The organism is Pseudomonas sp. NPDC089401 (genome assembly GCF_044749485.1).
In the GTDB taxonomy this organism is placed as follows: Bacteria; Pseudomonadota; Gammaproteobacteria; order Pseudomonadales; family Pseudomonadaceae; genus Aquipseudomonas.
Genome location: NZ_JBIVIA010000013.1, coordinates 1 through 22,966 on the forward strand (window position 1 = coordinate 1; position 22,966 = coordinate 22,966).

Here is a 22,966-nt window from a genome sequence, read left to right on the forward strand (position 1 = left end):
TGACCCGCTTCGACAAGCTCGCGAAAAGTTATGCCGCCATGGTCTCACTGGCTTGCTCCATGCGGTGTTTGCGACATCTCTTTTCGTACAGAGCCAGCCTCGTCATCCCACGTTGTCTGAGTGCTTTCCGATCACTACGGTTTGGATATCTTGCCTGCTGCTTTACAGGCCTTCCGATCAGCTTCAGCGTTCGCCCCAAGCTCCTCGGCAAGAAGATCAATTAGCCCACGGACGGACGGAAGCAATCCGCGTTTGGAGGGGTAGACAGCATGAATTAACCCGCTAGGAGGTCGATACGCCGGCAACACCTCCACTAGCATGCCAGCCTCTAGATCATGTCTCACCATAACCTCTGGCATCTGGACGATCCCGACACCCTGGACCGCAGCTCGATGTAATGCATCTAGGTCAGCGGTGACAAAGCGTGGTGTATGAGGTACCTCTACTCGATCCCCAAAGGGATCGATAAAGGCCCAGCGGTGGTCGCGGTTGGCTGGAGCCAGGTCCATGCTCGGTAGACCAATCAGATCGCCTGGCGCTTCCAATTCAATGTCTTCAACCAGTGAAGGCTTCGCCACAAGCTTCTGGTAGCTTTCGCCGAAGACTTTAAGGAATAGGTTTTCGTCTTGAAGTGGTGGAAAGCGCACTCGCAAGGCAATGTCGAAGCCCTCCCCCAGAACGTCTACTCTCCGGTTCGTGCTCTCTACTTGGATCTGCACCTTCGGATGGGCAACCATGAATTTCGCCATGGCATCACTCACGCCCATAGCTGCTAACGCAGGCGGACAGCTGACGCGTATCAAACCATGAGGCTCGGACCGCGACTCCTCGATGACCTTCTCGGCAGCATCTGCCTCAACGAGCATGGCGACGCAGTGGCGATAGTAGTCCTGGCCAATCTCAGTTACGGTGAATTTGCGGGTGGACCGCTGGATCAGACGTACACCCAGCCGCTCCTCGAGGGCCAGAACTCGACGGCTTAGCTTGGACTTTGGGATGCCAATCTTTCTGGCGGCCGCGGCAAAACCTTTGTGTTCAACCACTTGGGCAAAGAAGTACAGCTCATTGAAATCGAACACTGGTGTGATCCGGGCAGGAAAGGACGGTCTCATTATTACATAGACGTCCTCACTGCCCTGAAAGAAGCGATTCCAAAACCTAATTGTCCAGCTAGCTATCCGGGATGGGCAGGTAGCAACCTGCGAAAAACCTTAGCGATAGAGGTTTTTCCGCAGTTGTTGCGTTCAACGATCAGCGTTGTGCGCTCTTCAAGACCTAGACTCACATTCTGGAGCAGCTTGAAATTCTCAATCTCGACTCGTTCGATCCGCATGATTTCCCTGCCCTGAAAGCGCTTGGCCATCACTGTAGATCGAAGCTTGTCGTAGTCAAAAAAATGAGTATCCCACCTCACTTCCTACCCGCCTTTCGGGCGCTACGAGGGTAACTGAATACATTCAGCCAACAGTCCCGAAAAACAGAAAGTCCGCTAGGTCAGTGCGTTCAGCGAGTAGATTTGACAATCCCAAGGCCACAACATTGGCTTTGACACATTCATAAAAGTCATTAATAGCGGCAAGAATATCCGTTTGTATCATGCCTGAAGGTCCGAGATCATCGGTGTCATTGCTGCTTAAGGGTCGATTCAATCATGTCTCGGCAGCAACAGTTCAACGCATCCGTGATTAGTTTCCTACAAGAGGCCATCCCCTGATGATCGCCCAGCTCTCGGCCAATGCACCTGCGCCAGACTATTCCGCTTTCCTCGACGCCCTGCGTGCCGCCGGCTTCCGAGGCCAGTTCAGTGCCGATTACGCCACTCGTACGGTGCTTGCGACCGATAACTCGATCTACCAGCGCCTGCCCCAGGCTGCGGTGTTTCCGTTGGACGCAGACGACGTAGCGCGAGTCGCCGCGCTAATGGCCGAGCCACGCTTCCAGCAGATCAAGCTGACCCCGCGGGGCGGCGGCACAGGTACCAACGGCCAGTCGCTGACCGACGGCATCGTTGTCGATCTGTCGCGGCATATGAACAAGATCCTCGAAATAAACGTTGAGGAACGCTGGGTGCGGGTCCAGGCCGGTACTGTCAAGGACCAGCTCAACGCCGCGCTCAAGCCCCACGGGCTGTTCTTCGCCCCGGAATTATCGACCTCCAACCGCGCCACCGTCGGCGGCATGATCAACACAGACGCCAGTGGTCAGGGCAGTTGCACATACGGCAAGACGCGCGACCACGTGCTGGAACTTGACACCGTACTGCTCGGCGGCGAACGCCTGCACAGCCAGCCGATCGACGACGCGGCGCTGGACAAGGCTTGCGCGCGCGCAGACCGCGTGGGTGCCATTTACCGTATGGCACGTGAAATTCAGGAAACCAAAGCTGATCTGATCGAGACCATCTTTCCGAAACTCAACCGTTGCCTGACCGGCTACGACTTGGCGCACTTGCGAGATGACCAGGGCCGTTTCAACCTCAACAGCGTACTGTGCGGTGCCGAGGGCTCGCTAGGCTACGTGGTCGAAGCCAAGCTGAATGTGTTGCCGATTCCGAAATACGCCGTACTGGTGAACGTGCGCTACGCCAGCTTCATGGACGCGCTGCGTGACGCTAATGCGCTCATGGCCAAAAAGCCGCTATCGATCGAGACGGTGGATTCGCGAGTACTGTTGTTGGCGATGAAGGACATCGTCTGGCACAGCGTCGCCGAATACTTCCCGGAGAATCCCGAGCGCGCGACCCTGGGTATCAACCTGGTGGAATTCTGCGGTGACGATCCGTCCGAAGTGAATGCGCAGGTGGCGGCGTTCGTCGGGCACCTCCAATCTGACAACAGCGTCGAGCGCCTCGGCCACACCCTAGCCGAAGGCGCCGAGGCGGTCACTCGCGTGTACACCATGCGCAAGCGCTCGGTAGGCCTGTTAGGCAACGTCGACGGCGAAGTGCGCCCACAGCCCTTCGTAGAAGACACCGCAGTGCCACCGGAGCAACTGGCCGACTACATCGCCGAGTTCCGCGCGCTGCTCGACGGCTACGGCCTGACCTACGGCATGTTCGGCCACGTCGATGCGGGTGTGCTACACGTTCGCCCGGCACTGGACATGAAGGACCCGGCGCAAGCCGCGCTGGTCAAACCGATCTCCGACGCGGTGGCGGCGCTGACCCACAAGTACGGGGGTCTCCTCTGGGGCGAACATGGCAAGGGCCTGCGCTCAGAGTATGTACCGGACTTCTTTGGCGAACTGTACCCTTCTCTTCAGGCGCTGAAGGGCGCGTTCGACCCACACAACCAACTCAACCCAGGCAAGATTTGCACTCCACAAGATAGTGCAGAAAGCCTCATCAAGGTCAACGAAGCGCCTATGCGTGGAGACCTAGATCGAACCATCGATGAGCGCGTATGGCAGAGTTTTGGAAGCGCGGTGCACTGCAACGGGAATGGAGCCTGCTACAACTACGACCCCAACGATGCTATGTGCCCATCATGGAAAGCTACCCGGGAGCGCCAACACTCTCCGAAAGGTCGTGCATCGCTGATCCGTGAATGGCTGCGCCTCCAGGGCGCTGCGGATATCGACGTTCTTGCGGCAGCACGTAACAAGGTCTCCTGGCTTAAAGGATTACCAGCACGACTGCGCAACAATGCTGGACGCGACCGCGGTGAAGAAGATTTTTCTCACGAAGTCTACGACGCTATGGCTGGCTGCCTGGCATGTAAGTCGTGCGCCGGACAGTGTCCGATCAAAGTCAACGTACCCGACTTCCGCTCGCGGTTCTTGGAGCTTTATCACGGTCGATATCAGCGTCCGGTGCGTGATTATCTGATTGGCTCGCTTGAGTTCACCATTCCATACATGGCCTACACACCAAGGCTGTACAACGCGGTGATGGGTTCCAAATTCGTCAGCCGCCTGCTAGAGAAGCAGGTTGGCATGGTCGACAGCCCGCTGATCAGCCGATTCAACTTCCAGGCAACACTGACTCGCTGCGGCGTGCGCGCTGCCAGCGTGCGCATGCTGAGCAAGCTGACCTTGGAAGAGCGCGAGCGTAGCATCGTGTTGGTGCAGGATGCCTTCACCCGCTATTTCGAGACGCCGCTGCTGGCTGCGTTCATCGAGCTGGCCCACCGCCTGGGTCACCAAGTGTTCCTGGCGCCGTACAACGCCAACGGCAAGCCGCTGCACGTGCAAGGCTTCCTCGGTGCCTTCGCCAAGGCGGCTATCCGTAACGCCACCCAGCTTAAAACCCTGGCCGACTGTGGCGTGCCGCTGGTGGGCTTGGACCCGGCGATGACCCTGGTTTACCGACAGGAGTACAAGAAGGTGCCTGGCCTGGAGGAGAGCCCGCAGGTGTTGCTGCCACAGGAGTGGTTGGTGAATGTGCTACCGGAGCAGGCACCGACCAAGCCAGGCAGTTTCCGCCTGATGGCGCATTGCACCGAGAAGACCAACGTGCCGGCCAGTACCCGGAAGTGGGAACAGGTGTTCGCTCGGTTGGGGCTGAAGTTGGTGACCGAGGCGACGGGCTGCTGCGGTATGTCCGGGACTTACGGGCACGAAGCGCGCAATCAGGAGACTTCGCGGACCATCTTCGAGCAGTCCTGGGCGACCAAGCTGGACAAGGAAGAGGAGGCGCTTGCGACCGGGTACTCATGCCGCAGTCAGGTCAAGCGGATGACGGACAAAAAACTAAGACATCCGCTGGAAGTGGTGCTGGAGGTTACCGAAGCCTGACTATTCGTGTCCGGTACTTGGACTACCAATGACCAGGAAGAGCAGTTATCTGCGTAGAGTCGGATGCGGTCCTATCGAAGGACAGCTTCCGACCCCAAGCACACACCGCCCAAAGCTGAGTTGTCAGCGCCATCGCCGCCAGCCGGAAACCAAAGGATTACCACTAAACTCCTTCACACTTGCGAAAGCCGAGCTTGCCGGGGCCGGCCCCAATATCCAGCGTTCGCCGTGGGTCGGATGCTTTCAGTAGGGGGATGTGGGCGTAGGATGGTGGCTTTCCCATCAGTTCAGAAAGAGCCGCCCCTTATGAATGAATCCATGCGGACAACCGTAAAATGCCAAGACCCCGTTGATGGTTCTGGGGATGCCATCATTGACCTCCCGGACGATATCCTCGAACGCATGGGTGTCAAAATTGGTGATTCCCTAAGCATAGAACTGATAGGCGGGAGCTTAGTGCTAAAGCCAATTCGCGATGCAAACGCCCAGCCCTAAGGCAGCTATCGCCCCATTCACAGAGTCAGCTGCCCTCAAGGCGGACTCCTGCCAAAGGTATTCCCGCCTACCTCAGCGCTTCGCACCAAGGAGAGCAAGTGCAATTCCTCCCAGCACAATCAGGGAGGCGGCCACCATTCGAGCAGAAAGTGGCTCGCTGAGCAGTACCACTCCCGCAATCGAGGCAAGCACTGGAACGCTCAGCTGTAGCGTTGCGGCTGTCTGCGCGCGAATCCGTTTCACGACCGCATACCACACGACGTAGCCTGCCCCGGAGGCAAGAACTCCTGAAGCAACAGCGTAAATGGCCCCCGTCGGAGTAATATGCAGGCTTGCCTTAGCAAGTCCTATAGCCGCGACAACTACCATTGGTGGCAGGCTGCGCAGGAAGTTTCCTGCGGTATCCTGGGCAGGGCTTTCTGAGCGTTTGCCCAGCACCGAGTAGCATCCCCAGGCAATGCCGGAAACGGCCATGAACAGCGCGCTTTCAAGATCCGGCGCACTGCCTCCTGGGGCGAGCAGGACTACCAGGCCAGAGAACGCCATCAGCATTCCCAGCACCACCCAAATTTGAAGCTTCTCCCCTCCTCTCATGCCCAGAGCGAACATCGTCATCTGCACCGCGCCAAACAAGATCAGTGCACCTCCGCCTGCGTCTAGTTGCACATAGGCTAGCGAGAAGAGGTAGGCATACACGAAGAGATAAAAACCACCCCGCCAAGTTCCACTGGAGGAACTGGTTTTCGATGGTTTGAAATAGAGCGGCAGAAGAACAAGTGCACCGCCCAGCAAGCGAATAACGGTGAAAGAGTCAGCGTCGATATCGCCGCTCCTCAGCGCCAAACGACAAAAGACAGAGTTTGCTGCAAAGGCGATCAAGCTGAAGATCGTCGCGGCAATCAACAGCCATGACTGTTCGTTTGTCTTCTGCACGCTATTTGCACCTCTCATATAAGTGCCGCCCCCATTATTTTTCAGTGTAGTAAAGCCGATGAGTCAGAAGCCTCGATTCGCAATTAGCAGTACTCCTGCTATCAGAAATGCAATACCAATCAACGGCATAAGTAGGTCCTGAGTGGCGATGCGGCCGGCGCCAAACGCGTCGACCAGCAAGGCGACGAGCACTTGGCTTGCAATCAAAACTGACGCCGTTGTTGCAGGCCCCAGACGCTGATAGCCAAGGAGACTGGCAAATACACAAAACGATCCCAGTACGCCTGGCAACAAGTGCCAGTATCGGAGCCCATTTAAGGCTTCACTGATGCCAGATAGTCCAGACCTGCCAACGAGCAGTAGCAGGAGAAGCATAAAGCCGACTGCTGAGTTGATTAACAGCGCAATGAGGGCAGTGGATACTCCCCCCATGATTTGCACCATCAGCAAGTTTTGCGCGACTAAAGCTGCACCTGCCGCAATGAGTAACCCCAAGATTATGTAGGTCATGGCATTGAGATCAACGGTTAGCCGGCAGGACGAGTGTCCAGCTTCAATTGGAGGAAGGTCAGATCTAGCCAAGTGCCAAATTTCACCCCCACCTCTTTCAATGTACCAGCATGCTCAAATCCAAGCCGTTCATGCAGACGAATCGAGGCAACGTTTTCCGCCTCTATGCCTGCCACCATGACATGCTTACCAATGCTGCGTGCCCTTTCTATGAGAGCAATCAGCAGGTGCTTGCCGATTCCATTGCCACGTTGATCAGCACGAACATAGATGGAGTGCTCAACGGTATGACGGTAGCCATCCCACGCCCTCCAATCACCAAAGGATGCGTAGCCCAAAACGCTGTTATCAGGATCGATGGCTACCAATACCGGGTAGCCTGCTCTCGCTCGATCACCAGCCCAAGCCCGGCGGTTGTCAGCATCTGCCTTTACGTCATTCCAGATGGCAGTAGAGTGCTCCACCGCCTCGTTGTAGATGGCAGTGATCCCCTCAATATGGCTTTCTGCTGCGTTTACAATTTCCATGGCAAACCCTCAGTCTACGGCGTCACTATGATGGATAGACTGTGACACCATAGTAGACGCCTTGGCAATATATTTTACTCGCAGAACCGAACAAAGTCCGACAGATTGCTCATGGAATCTGGTAATGCGCGGTCAACCCGGCTCAACGCCGTTGTGGCGGCATCCCTATCGTACTACTATAGTGTCACACCTACCTTCTGAAGCGAATTCCTTGATGAGTAATGACATTGACCTGCAAATTGGCGATAGGGTGAGGATCGAGCGAGAAAGCCGTGGATGGTCCCTAACAGACCTGGCAGCCAAGGCTGGTGTATCGAGGGCGATGATCTACAAGGTAGAGCGTGGAGAAAGCAGTCCAACAGCCAACCTGCTAGGGAAGCTTTCCGGCGCCTTCGGCCTGAGTATGTCTACACTCATGGCGCGCGCGGAACTGCGCCAAGGCAGGCTACTCCGAGCAGCAGATCAACCGCTTTGGATTGACCCCGATACCGGATACGAGCGCAGGCATGTCTCTCCACGCTCCGAAATGCCGCTGGATCTCGTTCAAGTGAAGCTACCGGCGGGTAAGCAAGTACCGATGCCGGCATCCGCCTATGCGTTTTCACGGCAGCTGATATGGGTAATTAAAGGAGAGCTAGTGTTTACGGAGGGCACCGTGCAACACCGCATGAGCGAGGGTGACTGCCTAGAGTTAGGTCCGCCCACAGATTGCACATTTTTCAACGACAGTGGTGAGCTATGTGTGTACGCGGTCGTCGTTCTTAAAGCCGCCTGATTGCTATCAATCTCTACACGCATGCAACGTGCGGGGCGCCCCCGGGTACACATAGGTATTGAACGCCCCCTCGTCATACCCCTTGTTGAACAGGTTCCTCACATCCAGGTTCAAGCGCACGTGCTCGTTGACCTTGTAGAGGCTCAGCAGGTCGACCACGCTGTAGCGCTCCATGATGCCAACCCCCAGCCCCAGCCCCTTGGCCAGCCCGTCCTGGAACTCGTAGGTATTGAGCAGGCTGAAGCTGTTGCGCGGGATGTTCGCCAGGCGGGTGCCGGTGGGGATGCTGTTGTCCTTGGTGACCTCGGCGTCGACGTAGGCATAGCCGCCGATCATCCGCCATTCCGGCGTCAGGTTGCCGGCGATGTCGATGTCCAGGCCGCGGCTACACACTTACCGGCAGCGACGCTGTAGGTATCGCTCGAGTCGTTCGGGTCACGGGTCAGCACGTTTTCCCTTGACGATGTGGTAGATCGCCGCGTCCACGCTCAGCTGACGGTCCAGCGCCTCCCATTTCACGCCCAGCTCGTATGACTTGCCTTTTTCCGGGTCGAACTCACTGCCTTGCAGGCTGGCACCGCTGTTGGGCTTGAACGAACGCGCGGTTTTGGCGTAGACGGCAACGGTGTCGGTCAGGTCGTAGATCAAGCCGAAGCGTGGGGTGATGCCGTTTTCACCGTTGTTGAAGTCACCGGCATTGTTGAGCTTGTTGTCCTAGTCATGCTCGAAGCGCTCAGTGCGGAGCCCGGCGAAGGCTTTCAGGTGCTCGGTGAGGGCCACCTGATCCTGGATGAAGGCCGCCCAGGTCTTGAGATTTTCCTTGTCGTGGGTGGTGGTGCGGTTCAAGGCAGGACGCGGCTCTCCCAGCACCGGGTCGAAGATGTCGATCGGGTAGGCGCCGGCACCTGCGGCCGAACGCTGGATGATCAAGTTGTAGTCGTAGTCTTAGTATTCGATGCCGGTCAGCAGGGTGTGGGCGAAGCACAGTGCGGCTTCGCCGCACCGAACACTGCGATCTCCCGGGCCAATGCCACTTCAGTTCCGGCGCGCATGTCCATCGGCTCGGTGGCCAGCCAGATGGCATTGATGCGGATCATTGAGCGAAAGCCCGAATGAATTGCGCGCAGCCCTCGGGATCCAAGGCTGGCCACTTCACCGAGATCAATTGCCCGGCCATAGGCAATTCAATTATCACTGACGTTTCGGCGAGCCGTTTAGGTGCAGCCTCCAGCGGGACTAATGCCGGCAGCGAAGTTGTTGCGGTATGGTCTCGATAGAGCGGCAGCCATTTGCGGATGACGTTGGCATTGATGCCGTGGCTGATGGCGACACGGGACACCGTTGCGCCAGGTTGCAGGCATTCCTGAACGACCTGGGCTTTGAATGGTTTTGGATAGGCGGTTCGTTGGCGAATGGAAATCCTGGCGATAAGGGTGATCGCGTCCGCTTAAAAATACGCGGACACCATCGCCCTTAATGCTGGAGTTCGGAAGGTGAGTTCGCCGGACGCTTACCCTTCGGGAGCCAAGGCTCTGTCTGGCTACTCCTGAGATGCGTACTTCAATAATTTCTCAAATGAGAGCGGCATATTTATCGTTCATTTGGGTAGCACACCTAAATCACTTAGTTTCTACGGCACTTCTCATAGATGGACGCTTTCTAGCTGGGAGGATGCCTGAGACTCCATGACAGCGGTTGGTGAAATTAAATCTGCATTCGAGAACAAGCTACGGGTGAGGCTGTACGCTGTAATCATCATATAAATTGCGATAGGCAATCCAACCACAATGCTTGCCAGCTGAATCGCTGTTAAACCACCCGCCACGATAAGGCTGCCCGCAATCGCGCCCTCCAACACACACCACATTACCCGGTTCCATTTCGGTGAATTAATCGCCCCGGATGAGTTGAGTGTGGAAATCACCTGAGTGCCCGCATCAGCGGCCGTGACGAAGTGAACGGCGAGCAAGAAGCAGATCGCAAGGCTCAAGATCCCACCTATAAAAGGGCCGTCCAACCTGCCGAGGAAGGTGAACATCGCAGTGGTGGTTTCTCGGCGAGTTTCCTCTAGGATTGGGCCACCTTGAAAAGGACCTGCGACGGCTTGCTCTGCAACTGGAAGGCTGGCGTAAGCATGACGTGCCTGTTGCTCATCCTTCAGGGCGGTTCCACCGAATACAGACATCCAGATCAGGGTTACCAAGGTAGGCACTATCAATGCCCCACCAATCAGTTCACGGACAGTGCGCCCGCGCGAAATACGGGCGATGAACAGCCCTACGAATGGCCCCCAGGTCATCCACCACGGCCAGTAGAACGCCGTCCAAGTCTTCTGCCATGGAGTATTAGCCTGAGCATCGGTCCAGAAACTCAGGCCCACGATGTGCTGAAGGTAGTCACCGGTCGTTTCGAACATCAGGTTCATGATGTAGTTGGTCGGCCCCAGCGCCAGAACAATTCCCATCAGAGCAAGCGAGAGCCACATGTTCAGCGTGCACATGCGCTTCATGCCCTTAGAAACGCCAACCAGCAGCGATACAGAGGCGACGAGTGTTACGACCACGATGATGCCAAGCTTGAATGAAAGGCTGACTGGGAAGCCAAACACGTGGTTCAGGCCCATGTTGATCTGCTCGACCCCCAGCCCCAGTGCCTGGGAAACACCAAAAGCGGTCACCACAGCACCGATGATGTCGACTGTGTGCCCGATAGGGCCATAGATTCGATTGCCAATCAGTGGATAAAGAATCGACCTCAGCGCCAGCGGCAAGCCTTCACGGTAAGCGAAGTAAGCCAATCCCAGGCCGATGATGGTGAAGATTGCCCACGGGTGCAGTCCCCAGTGCAGCATCGTAATGCGCATGGACACGGTGGCGGCTTCGTCGGTGAAGCCCGGCACAAAAGGGTTATTGGCGTAGTGAAGTACAGGTTCGGCCACCGACCAGAAGATCAGACCAACACCCATCCCGGCACTGAAAAGCATGGAGATCCAGGCAGGGAAGCTGAACTCCGGCTTTTCCTCTGGCCGCCCAAGCTTCAAGGAGCCGTATCGGCTGAAGCCGATGACAATCAGCACACCCAACACACCGCTCACGAGTGCGAGATAAAACCATTTGAAGTTATCAAGGATGGCATCCGAAGCGGTTTTGAAAACCCCGGCAGCTTCTACTCCATAGGTGGCGCAGAAGGCGACGAAAGCCATGACGATAGAAAGCGACCACAAGGTCACGGTCGGGTTCAGGCCCTTTAACAGGCCTTGTTTTGCACGCATCGGCTATATCCTTCTTATTTTTGAAGCGCTGGTAAGCCCAGCTCGGCGTATTCGATGACAGCTATTTACGAATGAAAAAAGGCCGGTGCTAGGCGCAAGCCATGCACCAGCCAACAACCAGGTAATTAGCACCTGGAGGACAACGCAGACGTCTCCTTAGGAATTTCATATTGACTGGCGCCCACGCCTTCATAGCTGGGCGCCGCTTAAGAGTTAGAGGTCGACCACCAGATCTGATGTCGGCCGGCTGCAACACAGTAAACGCAGCCCTTTGTCGATCTCCCGCTGGCGGATACCGCCGTTGTGCTTCATCTCGACAGTGCCCTCAAGAATGGCTGTCTTGCAGGTTCCGCATACGCCTTGGCTGCAAGACGAGGGAACCACTGCCCCTGCCTTCTTAGCGGCGCTAAGCACGGTCTGGTCGGGAGTCATGGTGAACTCTTTTCCAGATCGGGCGAGTCGAACGGTGAAAGTGTCTTGTGCAACGCCGGGTGCTGCCGGCTCGGCGAGCGCCTCGACAACCTCCTCGGCATTGATATCAAAGCTTTCCTGGTGATAACGCTTGAGGTCGAACCCGGCAGTACCCAGCAGGTTTTTCAAGGCGTCCATGTAGCCCTTAGGCCCACAGGTAAACACCTCCCGATCTTTGAAGTCGGGGATCAACCTTTGCAGTCCTTCGACCGAAAGTCGGCCGACGGGCCCCGTCCAATCGGGCTCATCGCCCAACCCTTCGCAGAAGAAAACGGTGCGAAGGCTTGGCATGGAGCGCTCAAGCCGCGCCAGCTCATCCCGGAAGATGATGTCTTTCGGCGTACGAGCACTGTGGACAAATACAATATCCAGGTCAGCTTGAAGATCAGCTGCTGCACGGGTCATCGCCATTACCGGCGTCACGCCTGAACCTGCCGAGAGGTACAGCAGTTTCTTCGCCGGTGCGGCGACCGGAGTGAAAATCCCCGCTGGCCCAGATGCCGCAAGAGCATCCCCAGCACGAAGGTTATCGTGCAACCAATTAGAGACCGCGCCTCCCGGTACACGCTTAACCGTGATGGAGAACGTGAACGGCCTTGTAGGCGTCGACGACAAGGTGTAGCAGCGGGAGACGCTCTGACCTTCAATCACAGGGGAGATGGTCAGGAATTGCCCTGGCTCATAAGCCAGAGCGTGATAGTCCGGACAATGGAAGATGAAAGTCTTCACGTCGTGCGTTTCATCCACAACGTTGAGGCATTCAATCCGCTTGCTTTCGCCGCTTGCCCACTGCACACCGAAGGCAGCCCAATGGTCAGTGTCGGCAAAACGCTGATCAGCCCGGAGGCTAGCAATATTCTCGACCATACCCATCACCGTCAAATCCCGTTAGCTGCGAGACGAGTGGAATACCAGCGAGCAAACTGGTCCACGTACGGCTCAGTGAATTCTGAATAAGGACCAGGCACGAAGCCAGGATCTTGGGTACCGCTGTGAGTAATGGCAACCAGGCTTGCATCCTGCTGCGTGGTAGCAATCCACACCTCGGTCAGGCGTTGCAGATCGTAATCCACACCTTCTACAGCATCCTTGTGCACCAGCCACTTGGTTCGCACCATGGTGCGATCCGGCGACAGAGGGAAAATCCAGCTGATCATCGCGTGGTCGCTCATCACATGGGACCAGGCATTGTTGCCCCACATGTGCGTATCACCAAGGTCACGACGAGTCAGGTTACCGAGCAGCTTGGTACAGGCCACTTTGGTATCCAGCGTCTGCGATTCACCACTACCGGCAATGATCATGCGCTGAGTGCGGAATTGCGTAGGCGCATCGTCTGCCAGCTGCTCGTATGTTTCATAGAGCAACCCTTCGCTCTCCCAGTTAGCTTCGATGCCAGCTTTGCGAACCTGATAGGCATCGTAAGAGGCGCGCTGCTCTTCGTTCATCTCTTCAAGGCTGACGCCCAGGTCTTCCGACTGATAGGAGACGATCAGCTCAGGATGAGTACCTTCGCAGTGATAGCACTCGCGGTTGTTCTCCATTACCAGCTTCCAGTTACCGTTCTCGACGTAATCGAGTTCGTAGGCAATCTTGGTGTTGGTAAGGTCGAACGGTTCAAAGCGTGGACGCATGACTTCAGCCATGACGTTGATATCTTCAGGCGGGTTGTCGCTCAGGCACACAAACACGTGAGTACCGATGACTTCGCAGTGCACGGGGATCAGGCTGCGACACTCAGGGTCGAATGCCTTACCCATGTGCTTGGCATGCTTGAGGCTGCCATCCAGGTCATAGGTCCACTGGTGGTATGGGCACACCAGCATGCCGACCGTTGATTTACCCGCCTCTTTCAAGCGAGCACCACGGTGACGACATACGTTTCGGAAGGCGCGCACCTGCTCGTCGTCATCCCGCACGACGATGATCGAGGCTTTGCCAATGTCAACGGTGTAGACATCGCCAGGCTCTTCCACGTCAGCGGTGACGGCAACAAGAATCCAGTGGTTATGGAAGAAGACGTTGAGGTCGTTTTCAAATACGTCCTGGCGACTGTAGAGTTCGCCAGGCATACCGAAACCAGGCTTGCGCGAATCCAGCAATTCGCGATGCGATTTGATAGGGGAAGTGCTCATTATAATCCTCACGGGCTCTTATTTTTAGTTCGCCAGGAACGACTAAATTATTCGAGCCCAAGAGAGTTAAGTCAAAGCACTATTTTTCCAAAATGCATAACCTAAGGTTATTCACGAACAAGTTGATTTGTGACTGGCACTGCTTTGCTCTGCAACCACTGGACAATCGCAGTGACGTTAGGAGTGACCGTGTGACCGTTGGGGAGAACAAGATAGTAGGATTCATTGGGCCGAACGACGAACGGCTCCAGCTTTACCAATGCGCCACTGTCGATGTAGTGATCTACCATTCGCCCCCAGCCCAATGCAATCCCATAGCCATTCAAAGCCCCATGAATCACATCGGTATACAGGCTGCTGCGCAAATTAATGTTCAATCGCCCAGAAGGCATCCCCAGCTCTTTAAACCAGCTCGGCCAGGTTACCCACCCTTCGGAGGTCGAGTCGGCGTCCAGCAAGCCCGCTTTAGCTAGCTCCTCAAGGGTGGAAGGCATAGGGTTTCGCGCAAGCCAAGCAGGGGAGCAGACCGGGAACACCTCTTCCTCAAAAAGCAAAATAGACTCACCATCAGGCCAGTGGCCGTTGCCGAACCGGATGTCCATATCATAGTCAGGGGCACGCAAGCCGCCCGAAAACATCTGAGTAGACAGGCGCAACCTCACATGGGGCAAAGCGTCAACCAAGGTGTTGATGCGCGGCATGATCCGGAATTGTGAAACCGGCGCCGTAGAGGCCAGCACGATCTCTTCTTTCTCGCTCCCTTGGACAACCTGATCGAAGCCACTGGCGATATTTTGCAGCGCATCAGAAATGATCGCAAAAAGCGTTTCCCCCGCCTCGGTCAGGTAGATATTGCGGTGCATGCGCTGAAACAGCTGCACCCCGACATTGTCCTCCAAGACCTTGATTTGCTTACTGACCGCGGCTTGCGAAACGCCCAACTCCTTGCCGGCCAAGGTGAAGCTGTTCAGGCGCGCGACCGATTCAAATTGCAACAACGCCGTCATGGACGGGATGATGCGCCGATACCCTTTTTGCTTAGCGCCAGACTCTTGATTGTTCATTGTTGTCTCGACAAGGGATGCCCTAACTCGCCAGACCAGCTCGCACCAAATGACAATGATTCACATTTACCGGTATCGAGCGGATCCATTCCGCTTATGATGAAATCAGTTTTTGACTGTTCTGGATATAGAAATAACCATCAGCAGCGATGGAAATGTGAATCTTTGAGTCGAGAACTTCACCAACTATAACCCCAAGGTTATTTAGGGATAACCCCAAGTTCTTCAAACTCGCATCGGAAATTTCGGACACCACTTGAAGACCTAAACGTTATATTTTTAGACCTCAATGTACAATTCCACTAGCCTTTTGTGGCCTAGAGTAAATTACGTAAAAGGTCAGTCAAGTTCACCTCCATCACGAGACGAAGCCCTCTTACTTACCCAGCCACCTATCAATCAAGTGCACCCATCGCACAACATTGCTTCACTCTGTAATAGCTCCTAAAAATGGAGCAGCCTGCCAGTCGTGTAACCTGTTTCATACCAGGGAGGGTTACGCTTGCTGATGACAAATATAATAAAGAGGGTCGTATGAGTGATAACAACGAAATCCTTTCGGTAAAGCACATCTATAAGGTTTTCGGGCCCGCCCCTAAAACCGCGATGGATATGCTCCGCCAAGGTGCAAATAAAGACGAAATCTTCAAGAAAACCGGGCATGTGGTTGGCGTATTTGACGCCACCTTTTCGGTCAAGCGCGGAGAAATTTTCGTAATCATGGGCCTGTCCGGCTCAGGAAAATCCACCATGGTACGGCTCTTCAATCGCTTGATTGAGCCAACCTCTGGCAGCATCCATCTGAATGGACGCGAGATCACTGGCCTCTCTGATAAAGCCCTCCTCGACGTACGTCGCAAAGGGATGGCAATGGTATTCCAGTCGTTTGCCCTGATGCCGCACATGAGCGTGCTGGAAAACACCGCGTTCGGCCTTGAGATCTCAGGCGTGCCCGCTAGCGAACGCCACGCTCGGGCACGAGAGGCATTGAGCCAGGTCGGGCTCGCTGCCCATGAGAATAGTTATCCCCATCAGCTTTCCGGCGGGATGCAGCAACGGGTAGGCCTGGCCCGGGCGCTGGCGAACGACCCCGATATCCTGCTGATGGACGAAGCCTTCTCGGCGCTTGACCCGCTGATCCGCTGCGAGATGCAAGGCGAGTTGATCAAGCTGCAAGCCGAGCAACAACGCACCATCATCTTCATTTCCCATGACATCGAAGAAGCCATCCGGATCGGCCATCGGATCGCGATCATGGAAGGCGGGCGCGTCGTGCAAATTGGCACTCCCCAGGAATTGATCAGTCAGCCCGCCAATGAGTACGTCCGCACCTTCTTCAAGGGGTTCGACAGCTCTCGGATCCTGCGAGCAGGCGATATCGCCAAGCTCGATCCAAAAACCGTGTGCCGAGTAAACGGCAAGGCGCCACAGCTCAACTCTGGCGTGCCCTTCAATTACCTGGTTGATGAACACAACCAGCTGCTGGGCGTAGTCGAGAGTCATAGCGTTATCGAAGATCGCTGCCGAGTGCACGAGCAACAACCCATCTACACCGATACCCCGCTACACGAAGTGTTGAGCCTTGCAGCCAACCTCCCTTACCCAGTACCCGTCCTCGATCGAAACGGAGCGCTGGCAGGGACTCTGTCCAAGAGCCAATTACTCCAGACCCTGAGTCGTAACTGAGCCCCTGTCAGCATGCGATGCGTGTACTGAAAAACAAAAAAGGTAAGCCGCGATGTCTGAGTTCAGCCTTCTTGATCCGTTTCAATCCGCGACCATCCCCCTGGGTGACTGGGTGCAAAGCACCCTCAACTACATGGTCCACAATTTCCGCGATGTGTTCCGCGCGATCCGCTGGCCAATCGACCAAGTGCTCAACAGCATTGAGTGGACGCTGCAAAGCATCCCGCCAAGCATCGGAATCTTGCTTTCTGCACTGCTTGGTTGGCAGCTGGCTGGCAAGCGAATGGCTGCCCTGTGCTTTGTAACCTTGACCTTGCTAGGGCTTATCGGCGTGTGGTCTGAGTCGATGACTACACTCGCATTGGTCCTGACGTCAGTTTTCTTCTGCGCGGTGATTGGTATCCCACTGGGAATTCTCAGCGCTCGTAGCAATAGAACTGAACGCATCGTTCGGCCTGTTCTGGATGCGATGCAGACATTGCCAGCATTCGTTTACCTGGTTCCAGTGGTGATGCTGTTCGGGATCGGCAACGTGCCAGGAGTGCTGGTGACGATCGTGTTTGCCCTCCCCCCGCTCGTACGTTTGACCAACCTAGGTATCCGGCAAGTCGCTGAGGAAAAAATCGAGGCTGCTCGTGCCTTCGGATGCACTCCGTGGCAGATGCTGGTGCGAGTCCAATTGCCGTTGGCGACATCGACAATCATGGCCGGCGTTAACCAGACACTGATGCTTTCACTCTCGATGGTCGTAATTGCCTCGATGATTTCCGTAGGCGGCCTCGGTCAGATGGTTCTGCGCGGGATTGGCCGGCTGGACATGGGTGTAGCTACTGTTGGGGGAATCGGCTTGGTGCTCCTCGCGGTGTTCCTTGATCGCCTGACACAGGCCATGGGTGAACGCAGTAGCAGCGACCCAAGCCGGCGCTGGTATCACACCGGCCCAATCGGCGTGGTTCTGCGAGTTGTTGGCGCAGGCCCGGCTTCAACTCCTCGCACGACCGCCTGAAAAAATCACAGATTCGATCAGTTGAACCGCAACAACAATCATAAAAAGGTATACGACGATGTCTCAGATCACCCTCCCCCGAGCATTCCTGAAGAGCCTCGCAGTCTGTGCAATCAGCTTCGCTTCGGTCTACGCCAATGCCTCCTATGAAAAACCGGGCGACGGCGTGACCGTCAGGCCGTCGTACCCGCTGGCCATGGAAGAGCGCGTACTCGGTGAAGTGGTCATCGCCGGCTTGAAAGAACTGGGCTACGAGGTAAAAACGCCGAACGAAACCGAGATCCCGACCATGCTGTTGTCGGTCAGCTACGGGGACGCAGACTACACGGTAAACCTGTGGGAAAAGCTACACGCGAGCTTCTACAAACGCGCAGGCGGCGACGACACCATGGTACGCGTGGGCGACATGGTGCCAGGACTGGTGCAGGGCTACATGATCGACAAGAAAACGGCTGAGGCGCACAACATCAAGTACCTCACCGACATGAAGAAGCCGGAAATCGCCAAGCTGTTCGACACCGACAATGATGGCAAGGCTGACCTCACGGGCTGCAACCCAGGCTGGGGGTGTGAGCTAGTCATTGAGCACCACCTCAAAGCCTATGGTCTTAATGGCTCCATCAATCATGTGCGCGGGTCCTACACCGCCCTGATCGCTGACACTATTGCCCGCTTCAATGAAGGTCAGCCTGTTTTCTACTATGCCTGGCTGCCACAGTGGGTAGGTGGAATTCTCGTCGAAGGCCGCGACGTGGTATGGCTGGAAGTGCCCAACACCGACCTTCCAGATGGCGACAAAAATGCCGCAGATACCACTTACGACGGGAAGAATCTTGGTTTCGCCAAGGACAAGGTTGAGGCGGCCATCAACAAAGACTTCGCGACCAAGAACCCCGCCTTGGTCAAATTCCTTTCCCAAGTCCAGATCCCAGCTGGTGACGTATCCGCAGAGAATTTCAAGCTGCACGAGGGCGAAGACAAGATTGTAGACATCCAGCGCCACGCCAAGGACTGGATTGCTGCACATCGACAAACCTTTGATGGATGGTTGGAGGCTGCGCGCAAAGGCGCGGCTGTCTCTGATCGCTAACCTGCGTGAATCAAGGCTTAGATCATTCGTCGGGTGCTCCCTACACAAGGTGTATGGGGCGCCTAAGGAATTGTTAGCGGGGGTATCCATGATGAGTTCGCCGTTTTCGATAGCTTCTGATGCACGCCGTATTGATCCTTCCAGACAGCGCGCTGCTCTACTTAAACGTGATGGTTCAGTTGACGATAACGACCGGGTTGAAATCGGCCCCACTCCCCTGGCATTTGCTGAATGGGAAGCTCTGGGACTGCAAACGCCCCATCTCCCAACCATGCGCGAATACCGGCTGCGACGCTTACAAGAAGAGTTGGTAAAGAAAGATCTGGCAGGGATTCTGTTGTTCGACCCGCTCAATATTCGCTACGCCACCGATACGACCAACATGCAGCTGTGGACCACCCATAACCCAGCGCGGGCCTGCTTCGTCAGCGCCAACGGCCATGTTGTGCTTTGGGACTTCCATGGGTGCGGGCATTTATCTGCACACCTGCCGCTGGTGAGCGAACTGCGCAGTGGTGCATCGTTCTTCTACTTCGAAACCGGTGAACATACCGAACAGCACGCCAAGCGCTTCGCGGCGCAAATTGACGAATTGATGCGTGTCCACGCGGGCAACAACCGTCGATTGGCTGTGGACCGAATCGAGGTTTCTGGCTTGCGGGCACTGGATGCCTTGGGTGTCGAAGTGCACAGCGGACAGGAAGTGACAGAGTTCGCACGAGTGATTAAGGGCCCGGACGAGATTTTGGCCATGCGCTGTGCAGTTGCGTCATGCGAGGCATCGATCGCTGAAATGCGCCAGGTCATGCGCCACGGTGCTACTGAAAACGACGTATGGGCAGCACTTCACGCGGGCAACATTCGCCGTGGTGGCGAATGGATCGAAACCCGCATCCTCAGTTCCGGACCTCGTACCAACCCTTGGTATCAAGAGTCTGGCCCCCGCGTCCTGAGCGATGGGGATCTGCTTTCTTTCGATACCGATCTGATCGGCGTTTACGGCTTCTGCGTAGACATGTCTCGCAGCTGGATTTGCGGCGAACGACAGCCTACTGCGGAGCAAAAACGTCTGTACCGCATTGCGCATGAACACATCACTTTCAACACCCAACTGGTACGTCCGGGTATCAGCTTCGCGGAACTCACCGCCAATGGGCACCGGCTGCCTGAGTCCTGCCGACAGCAGCGCTACGGCGTCATGTTCCATGGCGTCGGCCTATGCGATGAATACCCCTGCATCCGCTATCCAGAAGACTTCGAGTCTCATGGATACGCCGGCGTGCTTGAGCCCGGCATGGCGCTTTGTGTTGAAGCGTATATCGGTGAGGTGGGCGGGCGTGACGGCATCAAACTTGAGAATCAGCTCCTCGTTACCGAGACCGGTTGCGAGGTGCTGACTCATTACCCGTTTGAAGACAGCTTCCTGAAGGACTGAATTCAAATGGCTAGACCTTTGACGAAGGAGAAGTAAGTCATGAGTGCAAGCAACAGAGGCGTCGTGTATCTGGGCGCAGGTAAAGTCGAGGTTCAGCACATCGACTATCCGAAAATGCAGGATCCGCGCGGTAAGAAGATCGAGCACGGCGTCATCTTGAAAGTGGTTTCCACCAACATCTGTGGCTCCGACCAGCATATGGTCCGTGGCCGCACCACCGCTCAAGTTGGTTTGGTCCTGGGTCACGAAATCACTGGCGAAGTGATCGAAAAAGGTCGTGACGTTGAGCATCTGCAAATTGGCGACTTGGTTTCGGTGCCATTTAACGTCGCTTGCGGTCGCTGCCGCTCTTGCAAAGAGATGCACACTGGCGTGTGCCTCACCGTCAACCCTGCCCGAGCCGGCGGCGCCTATGGCTATGTCGACATGGGCGACTGGACCGGTGGCCAAGCCGAATACGTGCTGGTGCCCTACGCGGACTTCAACCTGTTGAAACTGCCGAACCGCGACAAGGCCATGGAGAAGATCCGTGACCTCACCTGCCTCTCCGATATCCTCCCGACCGGATACCACGGTGCCGTAACCGCGGGCGTTGGTCCCGGCAGCACCGTCTATGTGGCTGGTGCCGGTCCTGTTGGCCTGGCCGCAGCCGCCTCCGCGCGACTGCTGGGCGCCGCCTGCGTGATTGTCGGAGACCTCAACCCTGCCCGTTTGGCGCATGCCAAGGCCCAAGGCTTTGAAGTCGTCGATCTGTCCAAGGATACCCCTCTGCACGAACAAATTATCGATATCTTGGGTGAGCCGGAAGTTGACTGCGCCGTTGACGCGGTCGGTTTCGAAGCCCGTGGCCACGGCCACGAAGGTGCCAAGCACGAGGCTCCGGCCACCGTGCTCAACTCTTTGATGCAAGTAACCCGAGTCGCGGGCAAAATTGGTATTCCAGGGCTTTATGTGACCGAAGACCCAGGCGCTCATGATGCAGCTGCAAAGATCGGTGCGTTGAGTATCCGCTTTGGCTTGGGCTGGGCAAAATCGCACAGTTTCCACACCGGCCAGACCCCAGTCATGAAATACAACCGCGCATTGATGCAAGCCATCATGTGGGACCGTATTAACATTGCCGAGATCGTTGGTGTCCAAGTCATCAGTCTGGACCAAGCTCCCGAAGGTTACGGCGAATTTGATGCCGGGGTGCCGAAGAAGTTTGTCATCGACCCGCATAAAACGTTTAGCGCAGTGTAACTAGCCATCGGCGTACCACTCTCTTCGCCCTTCAGTGAGATGGGTGGTACACCGTAGTATTGACCAGACCATCTGCACTTGACGCGCGGCGGTTCGGCTATTCCCTGCGGGTAGATAAGCCTGTAGTCATGGTTTTTGAGATTTCATGACGACGTTTAGTATCCCACACTAAAATCTGCTCTGAGGATTTAACAATGATCCAACGTATCAACCCCGGAAAGCGGGCAAGCCAAATGATTCTGGTAGACGGTCGTATCGAAACCTCAGGCATTGTTGCCCAAGATCTAGATGGGAATATTTCGGAGCAAACGCGCTGTGTCCTGGGCCAGCTCGATGACTGGTTGGCTCAGATTGGCGCAACTAAAGCCGACCTGACGCGCATCCAAATTTGGCTCGCAGATATGAGCGAGGTTGAGAGCATGAACGAAATATACGATGTGTGGGTGGGCGACCAGCCCCCAGTACGCGCTTGCGTCGGAGCCCAACTAGCCCTCCCCGGTTATCGGATTGAAATCCAAGCGTTTGGTTGATTCACAAAAAAGCACCACAGAATTTCAACGTCCATTGAAGTCTAAAAATCTTGTTAATTATGAATTACCATTACTGAAACGCTTGATCGAGAAAATCCCCCCTACGACTACCAGCACCGAACCAACGATCAGAAAACCATCCAAAGCTTCCCTGAACCATACGACACCGATCAGCGAAGCGAATATCAATAGTGAATAATTGAAGGGCTGTAGAATGACCGCCGTCGTATATTTAAGGGCTTGAAGCAAGAGTAGTTGTGCGGCCACCCCTGTAACACAGAGAGTGAGCAACAGCCCCCACTCATGCGTAGTAGGCATTATCCACTGCGGCAAACCGGTTAAGGTCGAGGCTACGGCTCCCCAAAATCCCATGTAGAGCATGTTGGTGCCAAAGGAGTCAGTCTGACTGATCTTCCGCGACAAGATGTTGAACATAGCGAACATAAACGCGGCCAGCAAAGGGATCAGCGATGCCACGCTGAACACGCCCATGCCTGGCTGGAGGATGATCAGCGTCCCGATAAATCCAATCACCGCAGCAATAGTCTGACGTAGGGTGACATGCTCTCGCAGTACAAGACCGGCCAGGACCATTGTCAACAATGGAAAAATTGCATAAATCGCATGGGTTTCTGCAAGCCCCAGATAATGCAATGCCAGCCCGAACACGGCTATCTCAAACACGCCCAGCAAAGCTCGGACTATCTGAAGCATCGGATGAGCACTCTTGATCGCCCTCCTCATCTCACCCTTCATCGACACGAATACGATCGCGAAGAGCAAGAAAAACCAATACCGGACCATGACCAGCTGAGCAATTGGCAGGTCCTGGACCAGAGTTTTCGTAACACCGTCTTGCGCCGCGAAGATGAACATCGAGAGTAGGCACAGGCCGATCCCAATACGGATGCCTCTCCCCTGAGATGTCGCGCTGATGCTTCGATCCACAATGCTTTCCTGTATTTATTGTTATTGAACATCCGAATGGACATTGCATTTTTACATTGGCGATAGGCACAAAGTATACAAAAATTACGCCAAACTCTTAGCTGTCATATTTGT

At 55.5% G+C, this 22,966-nt stretch carries 21 protein-coding genes and 2 pseudogenes; 9 read left to right on the forward strand and 14 right to left on the reverse strand.

Annotated features, from left to right (window positions below; translation table 11 throughout):
* Nucleotides 1-92 (forward strand): annotated as a pseudogene (locus ACIP21_RS24230) (IS5/IS1182 family transposase); the annotation flags it as partial.
* A 42-nt stretch (nt 93-134) separates the two neighbouring features.
* On the opposite strand, the gene ACIP21_RS24235 reads toward ACIP21_RS24230, so the two are convergent.
* The gene (locus ACIP21_RS24235) at nt 135-1,079 is read right to left on the reverse strand and encodes a LysR substrate-binding domain-containing protein (protein WP_400693090.1); all 945 of its coding nucleotides are present in this window, start codon (nt 1,077-1,079) and stop codon (nt 135-137) included.
* Between the two features lie 95 nt (nt 1,080-1,174).
* Complete coding sequence (locus tag ACIP21_RS24240) at nt 1,175-1,363, reverse strand: AAA family ATPase (RefSeq protein ID WP_400693093.1); 189 nt, start codon at nt 1,361-1,363, stop codon at nt 1,175-1,177.
* A gap of 350 nt (nt 1,364-1,713) precedes the next feature.
* Here ACIP21_RS24240 and ACIP21_RS24245 point away from each other — a divergent pair, with 350 nt between their 5' ends.
* Nucleotides 1,714-4,734, forward strand: a complete 3,021-nt coding sequence (locus tag ACIP21_RS24245) for an FAD-binding and (Fe-S)-binding domain-containing protein (protein WP_400693096.1) — start codon at nt 1,714-1,716, stop codon at nt 4,732-4,734.
* Between the two features lie 567 nt (nt 4,735-5,301).
* Here the strand turns inward: ACIP21_RS24245 and ACIP21_RS24250 are convergent.
* The 3 genes from ACIP21_RS24250 to ACIP21_RS24260 are packed head-to-tail and all read right to left on the reverse strand — an operon-like array spanning nt 5,302 to nt 7,199.
* Nucleotides 5,302-6,180, reverse strand: coding sequence for a DMT family transporter (locus ACIP21_RS24250; RefSeq protein WP_400693098.1), 879 nt, complete (start codon nt 6,178-6,180; stop codon nt 5,302-5,304).
* Between the two features lie 45 nt (nt 6,181-6,225).
* Nucleotides 6,226-6,672, reverse strand: a complete 447-nt coding sequence (locus ACIP21_RS24255; RefSeq protein WP_400693101.1) for a DMT family transporter — start codon at nt 6,670-6,672, stop codon at nt 6,226-6,228.
* Between the two features lie 17 nt (nt 6,673-6,689).
* On the reverse strand, nt 6,690-7,199 hold the full coding sequence (locus tag ACIP21_RS24260; protein WP_400693103.1) for a GNAT family N-acetyltransferase: 510 nt from the start codon (nt 7,197-7,199) through the stop codon (nt 6,690-6,692).
* Nucleotides 7,200-7,413: 214 nt separating this feature from the next.
* Between ACIP21_RS24260 and ACIP21_RS24265 the strand changes: the two genes are divergently transcribed.
* On the forward strand, nt 7,414-7,974 hold the full coding sequence (locus ACIP21_RS24265) for a helix-turn-helix domain-containing protein (protein ID WP_400693105.1): 561 nt from the start codon (nt 7,414-7,416) through the stop codon (nt 7,972-7,974).
* A 6-nt stretch (nt 7,975-7,980) separates the two neighbouring features.
* On the opposite strand, the pseudogene ACIP21_RS24270 reads toward ACIP21_RS24265, so the two are convergent.
* The 8 genes and pseudogenes from ACIP21_RS24270 to ACIP21_RS24305 all read right to left on the reverse strand — a co-directional run.
* A pseudogene (locus ACIP21_RS24270) lies at nt 7,981-8,661 on the reverse strand (TonB-dependent siderophore receptor); the annotation flags it as partial.
* Nucleotides 8,662-8,688: 27 nt separating this feature from the next.
* Nucleotides 8,689-8,904, reverse strand: coding sequence for a hypothetical protein (locus ACIP21_RS24275; protein WP_400693107.1), 216 nt, complete (start codon nt 8,902-8,904; stop codon nt 8,689-8,691).
* A gap of 32 nt (nt 8,905-8,936) precedes the next feature.
* Nucleotides 8,937-9,071, reverse strand: a complete 135-nt coding sequence (locus tag ACIP21_RS24280; RefSeq protein ID WP_400693109.1) for a hypothetical protein — start codon at nt 9,069-9,071, stop codon at nt 8,937-8,939.
* Nucleotides 9,068-9,412, reverse strand: coding sequence for an IS66-like element accessory protein TnpA (gene tnpA, locus ACIP21_RS24285; RefSeq protein WP_400693390.1), 345 nt, complete (start codon nt 9,410-9,412; stop codon nt 9,068-9,070). The genes ACIP21_RS24280 and tnpA overlap by 4 nt, the downstream gene beginning before the upstream one ends.
* Before the next feature lie 204 nt (nt 9,413-9,616).
* Nucleotides 9,617-11,245, reverse strand: a complete 1,629-nt coding sequence (locus ACIP21_RS24290; protein ID WP_400693111.1) for a BCCT family transporter — start codon at nt 11,243-11,245, stop codon at nt 9,617-9,619.
* Between the two features lie 213 nt (nt 11,246-11,458).
* Nucleotides 11,459-12,589, reverse strand: a complete 1,131-nt coding sequence (locus ACIP21_RS24295; RefSeq protein WP_400693113.1) for an FAD-binding oxidoreductase — start codon at nt 12,587-12,589, stop codon at nt 11,459-11,461.
* A gap of 5 nt (nt 12,590-12,594) precedes the next feature.
* Nucleotides 12,595-13,851 (reverse strand): SRPBCC family protein, encoded by a 1,257-nt coding sequence (locus tag ACIP21_RS24300; RefSeq protein WP_167277898.1) that lies wholly within the window; start codon nt 13,849-13,851, stop codon nt 12,595-12,597.
* Nucleotides 13,852-13,958: 107 nt separating this feature from the next.
* Nucleotides 13,959-14,915 carry a LysR substrate-binding domain-containing protein gene (locus ACIP21_RS24305; RefSeq protein ID WP_400693117.1) on the reverse strand — a complete coding sequence of 319 codons (957 nt, stop codon included), beginning with the start codon at nt 14,913-14,915 and terminating at the stop codon, nt 13,959-13,961.
* A gap of 534 nt (nt 14,916-15,449) precedes the next feature.
* Here ACIP21_RS24305 and ACIP21_RS24310 point away from each other — a divergent pair.
* From ACIP21_RS24310 to ACIP21_RS24335, 6 genes are all read left to right on the forward strand, one after another.
* Nucleotides 15,450-16,601 carry a glycine betaine/L-proline ABC transporter ATP-binding protein gene (locus ACIP21_RS24310; protein ID WP_400693120.1) on the forward strand — a complete coding sequence of 384 codons (1,152 nt, stop codon included), beginning with the start codon at nt 15,450-15,452 and terminating at the stop codon, nt 16,599-16,601.
* Between the two features lie 52 nt (nt 16,602-16,653).
* Nucleotides 16,654-17,607: a glycine betaine/L-proline ABC transporter permease ProW gene (proW, locus tag ACIP21_RS24315; protein WP_400693122.1), complete on the forward strand. Its 954-nt coding sequence runs from the start codon at nt 16,654-16,656 to the stop codon at nt 17,605-17,607.
* A 58-nt stretch (nt 17,608-17,665) separates the two neighbouring features.
* Nucleotides 17,666-18,697, forward strand: a complete 1,032-nt coding sequence (proX, locus tag ACIP21_RS24320; RefSeq protein WP_400693125.1) for a glycine betaine/L-proline ABC transporter substrate-binding protein ProX — start codon at nt 17,666-17,668, stop codon at nt 18,695-18,697.
* A gap of 88 nt (nt 18,698-18,785) precedes the next feature.
* Nucleotides 18,786-20,132: a dimethylsulfonioproprionate lyase DddP gene (gene dddP / locus ACIP21_RS24325; RefSeq protein ID WP_400693127.1), complete on the forward strand. Its 1,347-nt coding sequence runs from the start codon at nt 18,786-18,788 to the stop codon at nt 20,130-20,132.
* Between the two features lie 39 nt (nt 20,133-20,171).
* Nucleotides 20,172-21,374, forward strand: coding sequence for a formaldehyde dehydrogenase, glutathione-independent (gene fdhA / locus ACIP21_RS24330; protein ID WP_400693130.1), 1,203 nt, complete (start codon nt 20,172-20,174; stop codon nt 21,372-21,374).
* A 194-nt stretch (nt 21,375-21,568) separates the two neighbouring features.
* Nucleotides 21,569-21,904, forward strand: coding sequence for a RidA family protein (locus tag ACIP21_RS24335; RefSeq protein WP_400693133.1), 336 nt, complete (start codon nt 21,569-21,571; stop codon nt 21,902-21,904).
* A gap of 57 nt (nt 21,905-21,961) precedes the next feature.
* Here the strand turns inward: ACIP21_RS24335 and ACIP21_RS24340 are convergent, their stop codons facing one another.
* Nucleotides 21,962-22,852 (reverse strand): DMT family transporter, encoded by an 891-nt coding sequence (locus ACIP21_RS24340; protein ID WP_400693136.1) that lies wholly within the window; start codon nt 22,850-22,852, stop codon nt 21,962-21,964.
* Between the last annotated feature and the right edge of the window lie 114 nt (nt 22,853-22,966).